At 33.5% G+C, this 14,622-nt stretch carries 14 protein-coding genes; all 14 read left to right on the forward strand.

Going from position 1 to position 14,622, the window contains the following annotated elements; genetic code table 11:
• Position 1: 1 nt before the first annotated feature.
• On the forward strand, positions 2-661 hold the full coding sequence (gene bioD, locus FJR48_RS02690; RefSeq protein ID WP_152306626.1) for a dethiobiotin synthase: 660 nt from the start codon (positions 2-4) through the stop codon (positions 659-661).
• Positions 662-683: 22 nt separating this feature from the next.
• Positions 684-1,562: an aspartate carbamoyltransferase catalytic subunit gene (locus FJR48_RS02695; RefSeq protein WP_152306627.1), complete on the forward strand. Its 879-nt coding sequence runs from the start codon at positions 684-686 to the stop codon at positions 1,560-1,562.
• Entirely contained in the window at positions 1,549-2,487 is a 939-nt protein-coding gene (locus FJR48_RS02700) for an aminodeoxychorismate synthase component I (RefSeq protein WP_152306628.1), read from the forward strand. Before FJR48_RS02695 ends, FJR48_RS02700 begins: the two co-directional genes overlap by 14 nt.
• A gap of 13 nt (positions 2,488-2,500) precedes the next feature.
• Complete coding sequence (locus FJR48_RS02705; protein WP_152306629.1) at positions 2,501-3,817, forward strand: sensor histidine kinase; 1,317 nt, start codon at positions 2,501-2,503, stop codon at positions 3,815-3,817.
• A 361-nt stretch (positions 3,818-4,178) separates the two neighbouring features.
• Positions 4,179-5,159: a transaldolase gene (locus FJR48_RS02710; RefSeq protein WP_152306630.1), complete on the forward strand. Its 981-nt coding sequence runs from the start codon at positions 4,179-4,181 to the stop codon at positions 5,157-5,159.
• Positions 5,156-6,355 (forward strand): type IV pilus twitching motility protein PilT, encoded by a 1,200-nt coding sequence (locus FJR48_RS02715; protein ID WP_152306631.1) that lies wholly within the window; start codon positions 5,156-5,158, stop codon positions 6,353-6,355. The genes FJR48_RS02710 and FJR48_RS02715 overlap by 4 nt, the downstream gene beginning before the upstream one ends.
• A gap of 69 nt (positions 6,356-6,424) precedes the next feature.
• Positions 6,425-6,961, forward strand: coding sequence for a 50S ribosomal protein L25/general stress protein Ctc (locus tag FJR48_RS02720; RefSeq protein ID WP_152306632.1), 537 nt, complete (start codon positions 6,425-6,427; stop codon positions 6,959-6,961).
• A gap of 2 nt (positions 6,962-6,963) precedes the next feature.
• Entirely contained in the window at positions 6,964-7,524 is a 561-nt protein-coding gene (gene pth, locus FJR48_RS02725; RefSeq protein ID WP_188108640.1) for an aminoacyl-tRNA hydrolase, read from the forward strand.
• Between the two features lie 22 nt (positions 7,525-7,546).
• Complete coding sequence (locus tag FJR48_RS02730) at positions 7,547-8,611, forward strand: LptF/LptG family permease (protein WP_152306634.1); 1,065 nt, start codon at positions 7,547-7,549, stop codon at positions 8,609-8,611.
• A 114-nt stretch (positions 8,612-8,725) separates the two neighbouring features.
• Entirely contained in the window at positions 8,726-9,931 is a 1,206-nt protein-coding gene (gene lysA, locus FJR48_RS02735) for a diaminopimelate decarboxylase (RefSeq protein WP_152306635.1), read from the forward strand.
• 4 nt (positions 9,932-9,935) lie between these two features.
• Complete coding sequence (locus FJR48_RS02740; RefSeq protein WP_152306636.1) at positions 9,936-10,715, forward strand: HAD-IIA family hydrolase; 780 nt, start codon at positions 9,936-9,938, stop codon at positions 10,713-10,715.
• Entirely contained in the window at positions 10,712-11,800 is a 1,089-nt protein-coding gene (pheA, locus tag FJR48_RS02745; RefSeq protein WP_152306637.1) for a prephenate dehydratase, read from the forward strand. The genes FJR48_RS02740 and pheA overlap by 4 nt, the downstream gene beginning before the upstream one ends.
• Entirely contained in the window at positions 11,790-12,887 is a 1,098-nt protein-coding gene (hisC, locus tag FJR48_RS02750; RefSeq protein WP_152306638.1) for a histidinol-phosphate transaminase, read from the forward strand. The genes pheA and hisC overlap by 11 nt, the downstream gene beginning before the upstream one ends.
• A 15-nt stretch (positions 12,888-12,902) precedes the next feature.
• Positions 12,903-14,621: a flagellar basal-body MS-ring/collar protein FliF gene (gene fliF, locus FJR48_RS02755; protein ID WP_152306639.1), complete on the forward strand. Its 1,719-nt coding sequence runs from the start codon at positions 12,903-12,905 to the stop codon at positions 14,619-14,621.
• Position 14,622: the final 1 nt, after the last annotated feature.

The raw sequence follows: 14,622 nt of genomic DNA on the forward strand, positions 1-14,622 counted from the left end.
TATGAATAAAAGAATTTTTATTACTGCTACAAATACAGATATCGGTAAGACTTATACTACTAAGCTACTTTTGAGAGAGTTTGCATCTCGTGGACTTAGGGTTGGTGTTATAAAACCCGTTGAGACAGGTGTAGTAGGCGGTGTCTATTTGGATGGAGATGAGCTTTTAAAAAAAGTACAAGAGTTAAACATTGAGTTTGAAGATATTAAAGTTGAGGATATCGTGCCAATCTCTTATAAACTTCCTGCTGCTCCCTTTGTTGCATCTAATGCACAAAAATTTGATTTTAAAACCGTAGATGCAAAGGTGAAGCTTTTGGAAGATAGATGTGACGTACTTATCTTTGAAGGTGCCGGTGGATTGCTTGTACCTATTGATGAAAACAATATGGTAGTTGATTTAATAAAGTATTATAAAGCTTCTGCTTTGCTAGTAACACACTGTTCACTTGGATGCATCAATGATACCTTGCTCTCAAAAAAAGTACTGGATGATTTAGATATTAAACATACGGTGGCGTTTAACTGTAGAGAAAGCGATAGCAGTTTTAAAGATGTGAGTGAACCTTACTTTAATAAAATAGGTTTTGAAGTTTTAAAGGTTTCTGAACAGATAGACAAAATTTGTGATGTATTGTATAATTTGCAAAATAAAAATTGATGAGAAATAGACAAGGTATAAATTGAAACATTTGACTAGAACTGATGATTTTACAAAAGAAGAGATAGAAGAACTTTTAGCAGATGCAAAAAAGTTTTCGGACGGGAAATTTCATAGAATTTTAAAAGATAAAATTATTATCACTCTGTTTTTTGAAAATTCTACCCGTACAAAAAGCTCTTTTGAGATAGCGGCAAAACGTTTAGGTGCTGAAATCGTACACTTGGATGTTGCTAAAAGCTCAACTAAAAAAGGTGAAACACTTGTCGATACGGCAATGAACCTAGATTCAATGGGTCCCGATGCTATTATAGTTCGTCATCAAAATTCAGGTGTTCCAAAAATACTCTCAAACCATACAAAAGCTTCTATAATAAATGCGGGTGACGGTGCTCATGCACACCCGACTCAGGCATTGCTTGATTTATATACTTTAAAAAATCATTTTAAAGACTTAGAAGGTAAAAAAATAGCAATAGTGGGAGATATAAAAAACTCACGCGTAGCCAACTCAAACATAGAACTTTTAGGTCGTTTTGGCATGGAAGTTATACTTGTAGCACCTCCGCACTTTTTACCAAAAACATCACTTCGTACAACTCACTATATAAACGAAGTTATAGATGAAGTAGATGCTATCATGAGTCTGCGTACCCAGACTGAGCGTCACTCTTCACAAAGTTATGCATCTTTAAAAGACTATGCGAGTGATTTTTGTATAACTGAAGAGTTAGTAGGTGAGAGAGACATTATACTTCTGCATCCGGGTCCTGTTCATAGAAATATCGATATAAGCGATGCTATGCTTGAAGATGACAGATGCAAGGTACTAGAACAGGTAAGTAACGGTGTTTTGATGCGTATGGCAGTTCTTAAAAAATTGATAAATGATGTGGGATAAGTTAAACTCTCTAGGAAAAGATAGAATACCTTTTTTATTTATAAGTGATTTTGAAGCAAAAGAGCTGATAGTTATACCGCTTGATGAACTCTCAAAACATGATGTAGAATACAGCATAAATGAAAACTATGAGTATCAAAGGCACAGAAGCGAATTAAAAAAAACTCTTATAAGTTTTGATAAGTACAAAGAAAAATTTGACTATGTGCAAGAAAAGATCAAAAACGGTGATACATATCTTTTAAACTTAACAGCCCAAACGAAAATAGATACGGATTTAACTTTAAAAGAGATTTTTAAACTCTCAAATGCTCACTATAAACTTAGATATAAAGATGAGTTTGTATGCTTTTCACCTGAAAAATTTGTTCAGATAAAAGATAATACTATCAGTACTTTTCCAATGAAAGGTACAATTGATGCAAGTGTACCTCAGGCACAAAGCGTCATTTTGGCAAATGAAAAAGAGATGGCTGAGCATATTATGGTGGTTGATCTTTTAAGAAACGATTTAAGCATGGTAAGTAAAAATGTCAAAGTTAAAAAATTTCGTTATATCACAACTATAGACGCAGGCGATAAAAAACTGCTCCAAGTTAGTTCACATATAAATGGTGAGCTTGAGAATGAATGGCATGAGAATATCGGTAATATTTTAAAAAAACTTTTACCCGCAGGCAGTATAAGCGGTACACCAAAAAAATCTACTTTAGATATAATAAAAACAATTGAAGATTATGAACGCGGTTTTTTCAGTGGAGTGTTTGGAATCTACGACGGAGAATCACTTGACAGCGGTGTAATGATACGCTTTATTGAAAAAAATAAAAACGGATATGTTTATAAAAGTGGTGGGGGGATAACACTCGATAGCGACTCAAAAAGTGAGTATAAAGAGCTATTGGATAAAATATATCTACCTTAAGGATATGTAACTAATGATAAATGTATGGAATGACTTTTATACAAGCGGTATGAGTTTTGATGATTCAGAATTAGAACTCAAAGCCAGGTATCAGGTTGTCAATATCATTTTACTTCTTTCTATTTTGGGACTTTTGTTTGGTATTTTAGGAAATATCATAAGGGGTATAGACGGCTATATATTAATAGAATTTATTTTGATTTTAAGCGGATTTATAATGATATACCTGATTAGAAAATCAAAAAGATTTTTTAATCCTGTAATGGAGATTTTGTCTTTTGAATATAGTATTTTTTTCGTTTTTTTAGTACTTTTTAGCCCTATAGAAGATATGAAACACGTATGGCTTTTTACATACCCTTTAATTATTTTGAATTTACAAACACCTCAAAAGTCAAAATATTGGCTTTCTTTTGTAGTTTTTTTACTTATTTTTGCAAATTTTCAACCTTTTTTTAAAATATCAATTAGCTCATACCAAACGATATATATAATTTTTGTTCTTGTGTTAGTTAGTCTGATTACTTATTTTTATCAGAGAAAAATGATGGATGCAAGAGAAGTGATTATGCAGCAACGAGTTGTACTTGAGAAAAGGTATAACGAACTTTTAAAAAAAGACAAGATGCTCTCAACCCAGTCTAAGCAAGCCGTCATGGGAGAAATGATGAGTATGATAGCCCATCAGTGGAGACAACCTCTCTCAACCGTAACACTTTTAATCTCAAATCTGCAGTTTGGCAAAATGTTAGGAAATGAAATAAGCTCTCAAAAACTTGACAGCACACTCAATGAGATTAGCAGTACCTTGGTATATCTATCTGAAACTATTAATGATTTTCAAACATACTTCCATCCAAATAAAATAAAATCAAAAGTTGAAATTCACGAAGTTTTAAAAAAAGCCGTAAACTTTGCAAAACCAAGAGCCAATAGGAATAATATAGAGATGCTTATAAATAAAGAGACTGATATTGAATCGGTTACATATGAAAATGAACTAATCCAAATTATATTAAACCTTATAAATAATGCAATAGATGCACTTATAAATAAAGATACTCAAAACTCAAAAATAACTATAAGTGCTAAAAATGTAGATGATATGATTTATATCTATGTAAAAGATACCGGAGAGGGAATAGCCCAAGAACATATAGACAAAGTTTTTGAACCGTACTTTTCCACAAAAGGTAAGAACGGTACCGGTTTAGGACTATATATGTCTCAAATTATTGCTCAAAAGCAGTTTGACGGTGAAATAAGTGTAAGTAGCTCAGATGTCGGAGCTACCTTCTTAGTAAAGATAAAAAAAGACGTAAATTTTTAGATCATGTTTATAAGTTTTTTTATTGCCGTTTGTAACTTTATACTTATAGAGATATTTGCTTCAACATCTTACGTATTTTATTTTATACTACTTTTTTTCTTTGTATATTTTTGTAGTTTTAAAGTAAAAATCCATCAGGTTTTTATTTATGTAACAATTATTTATATATCTGCAAACTTTTTTAGCAATGAAATCTTTGAGTTTTTTTTATATTTTGATATTTACAATTATTATATTTATGTTGAAAATGAGATAATTATTATATTAAGTCTAATACATATATTTTTGTTAAAATATGTATCTTATTATTTTGATTTAAAAAAAATGGGTTATAATTTAATAAAAAAATAGGACTGTTTATATGTATATAGAAGACTTAAAATTTTCCCTTTGGGCTGATTTTATAGAGAGGGATTTTTTAGATAAAGGCTTTAGAGAACTGATAGAATCAAAAACAATAAACGGTGCCACATCAAATCCAGCAATATTTAAAAACGCTATTTTAAACTCACCTGCTTATAAAGAACAAGTAGCTACATTAAGCGAACTTAGTCCAAAACAAAAATATGAGGCTGTAGCGATATTTGATATAAAAAAAGCTGCAGATATATTAAGACCTTTATATGATAACGATGATGACGGATATGTAAGTATAGAGGTTGACCCTTATCTTTGTGATGATGCTGAGGGAACTATAGTTGAAGGTAAAAGACTTTTTGCAGAAATTGCACGTCCAAACGTTATGATAAAAGTTCCTGCTACAGATGCCGGATATATAGCAATGGAAGAGTTAGTATCTTGTGGTATCCCCGTAAATGCTACGCTGATTTTTACAAAGGAACAAGCCGTGTCTTGTGCCAAAGCTTTTGAAGCAGGAGCTAAAAGAGGAGAAGGTGCTGTTGATACCGTGATTAGCGTATTTGTTAGTCGTGTTGACAGAGCTATAGATGCAACACTGGCACAAAAAGGCGTAGATGTAGCGTTAAGCGGAATTTATAACAGTGCGGATATATATAATGAAGTTGAAAAACTTGGAATTCAAAAATGTCGTACACTTTTTGCAAGTACGGGTGTAAAAGACGATTCTCTTCCTCCACATTATTATATTGAGAATCTATTGGCTTACAACAGTGTAAATACGGCCCCTATAGAAACTATTGAAGCGTATGTTCAAATGGGACTTAAAGATAATGCACTCCCTATTTCAGATAATGTTATAAAAGAACATTTTTCTAGGGTAAAAGAGGTAGGTATTAATATGGATGAGGTATATGCTAAACAGATATCAGACGGTTTAGATGCATTTAAAGTTGCATTTAAAGATATATTGGAGAACTTATGAGCGAAGAGATAGATTTTAGTCAATATGATTTTAAATTAAGAGATAAGATAAATGATTATCTAAAAAAGATGATTGCATTTGGCGGAAGTGATTTACACGTAAAAGCAAAGTCTGTGGTGCGTGCCAGAAAAGACGGTAAGATACACCAGTTTCCAGGTTGGATTATGTCAACGGATGATTCAAGAACTTTGGCAAAAGAGATACTTAAAGGTGATTATATGAAATTCACCAAGCAAAAAGAATATGACACCGTTCATAAATTTAATGAAAAATATAGCTTTCGTGTAAACTTTTTTTTCCAAAAAGACGGAGTTTCTGCTGTTTTTAGGATAATTCCGACAGAAATCCCTCCTCTAAAAGATTTAGGAATGCCTTCTATAGTGAGTTCCTTTGCAAATAAAGAAAGAGGTCTTGTTCTTGTAACGGGTGTTACGGGTTCCGGTAAGTCAACTACTCTTGCATCTATAATTGACTTGATCAACAGAACAAAATATAAACATATTATTACGATAGAAGATCCGATTGAGTTTACCCATAAAGACAGACTCTGCATTGTAAATCAACGCTCTGTAGGAAAAGATACACTCTCTTTTAAATCGGCGTTAAAAGCGGCACTTCGTGAGGATCCTGATATTATATTAGTAGGTGAGATGAGGGATCGTGAAACTGTAGAGTTAGCACTTCATGCTGCAGATACTGGACATTTAGTTTTCTCAACTCTACATACAACTGATGCCAAAGAGACGGTTAATCGTATAATATCTTACTTTCCCGTTGATGAACAACAACGTGTTAGATTATCTTTATCAAATGTTATTCAAGGAGTTATCTCTCAAAGGCTTATCCCGACTGAAGATAAAGACGGTAAACCTACAGGACGTCGTGCAGCTATGGAGATAATGGTTCGTACGCCTACCATTGAAAAACTAATTTTAGAAAACCGTGATAACGAGATACCGGACGTGATTGAAGCAGGACGTGATTTGTACCATTCTCAGACTTTTGACCAGTCTATACTTGATTTATATAACGAGGGTGTTATATCTAAAGAAAAAGCAAAAGATTATGCTACAAGTGCATCTGACTTAGAACTTAAAATGAGTGGATTAAGTAGTGGAAAAGTCGATACTAATCAGGCCGATAAGTACAAAAAAGAAGACTTGACACAAGATGATGATATTTTTGATTTAAAATAAAAAATAATTTAACGCATATTAAAGTTTTATTTTGATAAAATTCCAGACATTTTTTATTAAGGATTTAATATGTTAGAAGGTATTATTAGAGAGAGTACTGGGAAGAAAGCTGTAAAAGCTCTTCGCCGTGATGGTTATCTAATTGCCAACATCTACGGAAAAGGTTTAGACAATGTTAACGCTGCGTTTAAATCAAATGAATATATCCGTACTGTTCGCAACAAAGATTCTATTGCATTCCCGGTAAAAGTTGACGGAAAAGAATTAAATGTTGTTGTTCAAGCATATGAGTCTCACCCTTTAACAGCTGAATTGTTACATGTTGATTTAATGGTAGCACAACCGGGTGTAGTTACACACTATATGGTTCCAGTAAACCCTGTAGGTACTCCGGTTGGTCTTAAAAACAAAGGTCTTTTAAATGTTGCTAAACCACGTTTACGTGTAAAAGCAGCTATCGAAGCTTTACCAAATACAATCGATATCAATGTTAATAACTTAGATGTTGGTGATGCGGTTATGATTCGTGATTTAGCAGATATTGAAAATGTTAAATTCACTGATGATGGTCGTGTATCAGTTCTAAGTATGATTAAAGCTAAGTAATAATCATGCTCATAGTCGGTCTTGGAAATCCCGGGGCTAACTATGAACAAACCCGCCATAATATTGGATTTATGGTAATAGATGCTCTAATTAAGCGTCAAAATGCTACAAAACAAAGCTCATCTAACTTTGATGGAGAGCTTTTTAAATTTTCAAATCATTTTTTATTAAAACCCCTTACATTTATGAACCTCTCAGGCATCTCCGTTGCTAAAGTAAAAAAATTTTATAAAGTTGAAGACGTAGTTGTAATACATGATGATTTAGATCTGCCTTTTGGAACACTCAGATTTAAAAAAGCAGGTGGACACGGCGGGCATAATGGACTAAAATCAACAGATTCGCATATAACGAAAGAGTATATAAGGGTACGTATGGGTATCGGTAAACCGGAACATAAAGGGGAGGTAGCCTCTTATGTGTTAAGTGATTTTAATTCTGAGGAACAAGAACATTTAGATAAATGGATTTCCCAAGCTTGCGAAGCTATAGAATATTTGTTAGGAAATTCGCTTGAAGATGTAAGTTCTAAACATACAATTAAAAAATTTCAGCTAAAATAACTTCAAATAAACTAGGATACTGATGTTAGCTTTTAAGTATATTTCATACCACTTTTTAAAATATTTTTTTATTATTCTTTTTGCATTGGTACTTTTCTCAGTTGCTTTTGAATATACATCAAAGTCTGTAAACACTCTGGAATCGGCAAATTTACTTTTGATTTTTTTAGTATATAAAAGCTTTTTTGCAATAGATATGCTTTTACCTATATCGCTTATATTTGCAATGATATCTACAAAGATACTCCTTATACGTTCCAATGCTCTTGTATCATTCTATTCACTTGGTTATTCAAGAGTTCAAATTTTAAAACCTTTTGTCGTTGTCTCGGTTATTATCACAATTATATATATATTGTTGCATATTAGTTCTTCTTTTTCACGTGCAAATGAACATGCAAAAAATATTGAAGACAATTCCGAATACTTAAGCCCGACACGAGATTTGTTTTTCTCATATAAAGAAAAATTTGTATATTTTTCAAAAATGATTCCTCTTCAATCGCGAGCAGAGGGCATCAGGGTGTTTACTGCGACTAAGGGAAGCTTAAAAGAGGTAGTTGTAGCAAAAAATGCTGTTTATGAAGATGGTTTTTGGCACATTAAAAAAGCAGATATCATAGTTAAACCCGATGATTTGAGTTTTAATTCTCCGGGTATAAAAGTTAGTACGACTGAAGATTTGAAAATATTAGAAGGTTTTAAACCAAAAATTTTAGATCAAGTATATGAGGGAAAGGTTAATTTTACTATCGGTGATGCTATAGAGGCATTACTCATTTTAAAAGATGAAAATGTGAATATAGATACTATAAAAGGTTCTTTGTACAAAATAATAATTCATCCGTTTTTTGCTCCGTTTTTAGTTATAATAATTTTCTTTTTTGTACCCATTAGTGCAAGATTTTTAAATGTATCGTTATTTAGTTTTGGAGCTATAATAGCTACGCTTATGATATGGGGGATTATGTTCACACTCTCAGAATTTGCAAAAAACAAGACTATTCCCTCAGAAATCGGTATAGTTTTGCCTGTATTTATCCTCTTTATAATATCTGTTAAACAGTGGCGTAAATACGCAAAGTAAGAAAGTATAAATAACTTGACCTCTAAAAATATTAAAGTGTAGTTTTACTTTCATAACAAAACAATAAGCACTTTTTGGATAAAATATCTCAAAAATATATTTGGGATAATATTAATGGATTTTAAGACAATAGCAAATGAGTATAAAACACCACTATACGTGTATGATTTAGACCACATGACTAAGCAGTATGAAAAACTAAAAGAAGCTTTTCGCGGTCGTAAAAGTATAATGGCATATGCTGTAAAATCAAATTCAAACCTAAGTGTCGTTAAACATTTTGCAGATTTGGGAAGCGGAGCCGACTGTGTATCTATAGGTGAAGTTCGTCGTGCTTTGGCTGCAGGTGTAGCACCATATAAAGTTTTGTTTAGCGGTGTGGGTAAAAATGACGATGAGATTCGTGAAGCGATTGAATCAGACATCCTTTACATAAATGTAGAGAGTGAAGCTGAACTTGGACGTGTTGAACTTATAGCAAAAGAGTTGGGAAAAGTATCTAGAATCTCAGTTAGAGTAAATCCAAACATTGATCCAAAAACCCACCCTTATATCTCTACAGGATTGCATGATAACAAATTCGGAGTAGAGATAGATGTAGCAAAACGTATGTACATTAAAGCAAAAAACTCTGAGTTTCTTGATCCGGTTGGTATACACTTTCACATCGGAAGTCAACTGACAGACCTAAAACCGATTTATGAAGCAAGTGAAATTGTTGCAGATATGGTAAGAAGCCTGCATGCTATAGATATTGAGCTCAAATTTTTTGATATCGGCGGAGGTCTTGGCATCCAGTATGATGATGAGAGCACAATAGAACCGTATGATTATGCACAGGCAATTTTAGGTACTCTAAAAGGTTTAGATATTACTGTTATTTGTGAACCGGGAAGATTTTTAACCGGAAATGCAGGGTATTTTTTAACAAAAGTACTTTATGAGAAACAAAACGGCGAGAAACGATTTGTAGTGGTTGACGGAGCTATGAATGACTTGGCTCGTCCGAGTTTGTATAATGCTTATCATAGAATTGAAGCGATTACGGATAATGACGGTGAAGTAAGCAAAGCTGATGTTGTAGGACCCGTATGTGAGAGTTCGGACTTTTTTGCAAAAGACTGTGAGTTACCGATGCTAGAACATAACGATCTTCTTGTCGTTCACTCTGCAGGTGCGTACGGTTTTGGTATGGGGAGTAATTACAACACTAGAAACAGAAGTGCCGAAGTTGCCGTAAAAGGCGGTGAAGTTAGGCTTATTCGTAAACGTGAGACTTATGAAGACTTGATAGCATTAGAAAAAGACCTTTTAGGATAATAGTTTGTATTTCATAGATGTTCAAGGTACTTTAATAAGCGATGAAGATAAAAGCCCAATCAATGGAAGCATAGAATTTATTGATTTTTTAAATAATAAAAAAATCCCGTATATGGTTGTTACAAACAACACTAAAAAAGCTTCATCAGATTTTTATAACTTTTTAAATGAGAGTGGTTTTAATTTTTCATTTGATAAATATCTTGATCCTTTGATGCTACTTGAATCACGTGTAGAAAAAGACTCTGTAGCAGCTTATGGAGCAGAACAGTTTTTAGAAACTTTGCAAAAAATGGGATACAAATTTAATTACGAAAATCCTAAGACAGTATTGGTGGCTATAAAAGAAGATTTTAACTCTGAAGAATTTGCCCAAATGATAGACTTTTTACTCTCAGGAGCAAAACTTGTTGGGATGCATGAGACTTCAATCTATGCTAAAAATGGCAAACGTTATCCAGGTGTGGGTGCTGTTTTAAAACTTTTAGAATTTGCTACAAGTGTAAGTTACGAGGTGATAGGAAAACCGAGTTTAGCTTTTTATGAAGAGGGTTTAAGTGCTCTTCGTAAACAAAATTCTACAGCCAAATATTCAGATATAACTATGATAAGCGATGACGTTAAAGGTGATTTAGGCGGTGCAAAAGAGCTTGGGATGAAGTCTGTATTTGTAACTAGTGGAAAATATAGAACAGCAGATGAAATAGTTCCATTTTTGCAAGAAAATCTAAAGCCGGATGAGATATATGCAGATATGGCTGAGATATTGGAGAAGATAAAATGAAAACCCTTGATGATTGTCGTGTAAAAATCGATGAGTTGGATGACAAACTTTTAGATATTTTAAATGAACGTATGAAAGTAGTTGAACGTGTAGGCGAGATAAAACATGAGAGTGGCGGTGCTATATACAGACCTGAACGTGAAAAAGCTATTATAGAACGTTTGGCACTTAAGAGTAAAAATGACGGAGGTTTATTAAATAAAGCTGCAATTGAAGCTATGTTTTTAGAGCTTTTTGCAGTATCACGTAACCTTGAACTACCTGAACGCATAGCATATCTGGGACCTGAAGGTAGTTTTACCCATCAAGCTGCAGAGAGTCGTTTCGGTGCTATGAGTGATTATATGTCACTTAGTTCTATATATTCGGTTTTTAAAACTTTGGAAGCAAAACGTGCAAAATTCGGTGTAGTGCCAATTGAGAATTCACGTGATGGAATAGTCGGTGAAACACTTGATTTATTGGCAAAATCATCTGTAAAAATAGTAGCGGAACTTTATATGCCGATACATATGTCCTTTGCGACAAAATCTAAAGAGTTAAAAGATATTAAAAAGATATACTCCAAAGATAAAGGTTTTGGGCAGTGTCGAGAATTTTTAAATGAACATGGACTCTCGGATGCTGAATTAATACCTGTTGAGAGTACCGCAAAAGCTGCAATATTAGCTAGTGCTGAGCCAAATTCTGCAGCTATTTGTTCCCATATAGCTGCAAAACTTTACGGAGTACCTATACTTTTTAACGATGTAGAAGATAACATAGGAAGTTCTACAAGATTTGTAATTTTAAGTGATTTTAAAAATGCAATGAGCGAAAATGATAAAACATCTATTTTTGTCCAACTAAAAGATGCCGTTAAAGCCGGTTCACTTGTTCATTTTCTACAGGACTTTGATGATGCAAATATAAATATGTCTAAAATAGAATCGCGTCCTTCAAAAGATAAAGAAGGATTTGGGTATTGGTTTTTTATAGATTTTTACGGACATATAGATGAACCTAGGGTTCAAGAAATTATAAAAAAACATGACGGAGAGATAACATGGCTTGGAAGTTATGTAAAGGGTGATAATGAAATTTAATAAACATATTGAAAATATTAAAACGTATGAGGGCGGAAAACCTATAGAGTTGGTAGTTCGTGAGTTTGGGATAGATCCTAAAGATGTAGTAAAGCTTGCTTCAAATGAAAATCCTAACGGATGTTCTCTAAAAGTTCAAGATGCCGTAAAAAACATAGTTGCAAATATGGCGCTTTATCCTGATGATTCTATGATGAAATTAAAAGCCGGACTCTCACGCCGTTTTGGTATGGATGATGAGAATATTATTATCGGTTCAGGAAGCGATCAGGTAATTGAACTTGCCGTATATGCTAAGACAAATAAGGAAAGTAAAATACTTACAAACGGTGTAACATTTGCTATGTATGAAGTCTATGCAAAACACGTCGGATGTGAAATAATAAAAACAACTTCAACGGATACACATGATTTAGAGCAGTTTTATACACTTTACAAAGAACACAAACCTGAAATAATTTTTTTATGTACACCTAATAATCCTACAGGAGATGCTAGCGATGCAAAAGAGATATTTGAGTTTATTTCAAAGATAGATTCCGATACTCTTGTTATAGTTGATGGTGCTTATATGGAGTATGCAAAAGCAAAAGATGCTTCTAAAGCAATTGAACCAAAAGAGTTGATTGATAAGTTTGACAATGTCCTTTATTTGGGAACCTTCTCAAAAGCGTACGGTCTTGGCGGTATGCGTGTAGGTTATGGAATTGCAAGATTAGATATAATAAAACAGTTATATAAGCTTCGCCCACCCTTTAATATAACTACCTTATCACTAGAAGCTGCATCAGTTGCACTTGAAGATGAAGAGTTTGTTAAAAATAGTATTGAAATGAATTTTAACGAGATGAAACGGTATAAAAATTTCGCAAATGAGCAAAAAATAGATATAATTGAGAGCTATACAAACTTTGTAACTTTATGTTTTGAAAAGCCAAAAAACTCAAGCAAAATAGCAGATGCACTTCTTAAGCGTGGAATGATTGTTAGGGATTTGAGCGGATACGGGATGAATGCTATCAGGGTAACTGTCGGTAAACCCGAACAAAACAGTAAATTCTTTGAGTTACTTGTAGAATATTTATAAAATAATGGGAAGTTGATGGATTTTAGTGCACTTTTTTCACAGTTAGTTGTTTTATATGCGAAGTTGACAAAGCAGCAAAAAATGATTATTGCAGCAGCTATTATAGGTATAGTTGCATTTTTAATTTTTTTAGTGGTATATACTTCCAAAAGTACAAAAGACAGTAAATACGAAGTCCTTTTTGATAAATTAAGCTCCTCTGATGCTGCAAAAGTTATTGAACAACTTGAAAAAGAAAATATCCCTTATAAACTTGAAGATAAAAATGTTATAAAGGTGCCAAAAGGTGTCGTTTATAAACAAAGAATATCTATTGCATCCATGGGTATTCCAAAAGATAACGGTGTCGGTTTTGAACTTTTTAACGAGCAAGAGTTCGGTGCTACGAGTTTTGACCAAAACGTAAAATATATGCGTGCCTTAGAAGGTGAACTCTCTCGTACTATTGAAGCATTAGCTCCGATTGAGAGTGCCGCAGTATCTTTAGCCCTTCCAAAAGATTCTTTATTTATTGAAAAGCAGATTGATCCGACGGCTTCGGTTATGGTAAGTATTGTTGAAGACAGAAGACTCTCCCCTAAGCAGATACGCGGTATAAAAAACCTTGTTGCATCTGCAGTTCCAAAACTAACAAGCGATAATGTTATGCTTGTCGATAGTGACGGTGAAACTTTGGGCGATGAAGACGAAATGGCTCAAATGAGTGAACTCTCTCAAGTTCAACAAAAATTTAAAAATAAAGAAGAGAAGAAAAAACAAAAGAAAATTATAGAAGTTATATCGCCTTTTGTCGGAGGGGAGCAAAAAGTTCGTGCACAAGTCACGATAGAGTTTGATTTCTCTATAAAAAATTCTACGAGTGAAACATTTGACCCTGAAAACGTAGTAAGAAGCGAACAAGTAAGTGAAGAATCACGTGAAGGTTCAACTCCTCCGGAAGTCGGAGGCGTACCTGGAACCGTAAGTAATATTGGACCTGTTGAGGGCTTAAAAAGCAACAACGTTACCGAAAAATATTCTAAAAATACGGGTACTACGAATTATGAAGTCGGTAAAACAGTTTCAACTACAAAAAGTCAGTTTGCCAGAATCAAGCGTATTACGGCAGCAGTTATAGTAGATGGAAGATATAAAAACAAATTTGACGAGGAAGGCAAAGAAACAGATGAAAAAGAATACGAGCCTTTATCTCAAACAGATTTAGAAGCACTATCTTCTCTTGTATCACGCTCAATAGGTATAGATGAAAACAGGGGTGATGTTATAACCGTTCAAAACTTGCAGTTTAAACGTACAAAAGGTATTGTTAAAGTTGATGAGATCAGTAAGTTTATGGAGTTCTCACAAACTTATCTTGCTCCTTTTTCAGGACTGTTCAAATATCTGTTTGTTCTTTTATTGCTTCTTATACTTTACAAAAAAGTTATCTCTCCGTTTGCAGAGCGTATGCTTGAGATAACAAAAGAGGAAGAGGAACTTGACAAACCTAATCTTGATATAGAAGACGATGAAGAAGAAGATCTTGTTGAAAAAGTTCAAGCAATGCGTAAAAAAGTTGAAGACCAACTTGGTGTCGGAGAGAACTTCAATGAAGACGAACTCAAATATGACGTACTGCTTGAAAAAGTAAAAATTATGGCAGAGGATGAACCTGAACAGATTGCGGCTCTTCTTCAAACATTGCTGACCGAAGAACAGACTTTGGCCGATATGAAAGAACCATCAAGGGGATAGC

The organism is Sulfurimonas lithotrophica, from assembly GCF_009258225.1.
Classification (GTDB): domain Bacteria; phylum Campylobacterota; class Campylobacteria; order Campylobacterales; family Sulfurimonadaceae; genus Sulfurimonas; species Sulfurimonas lithotrophica.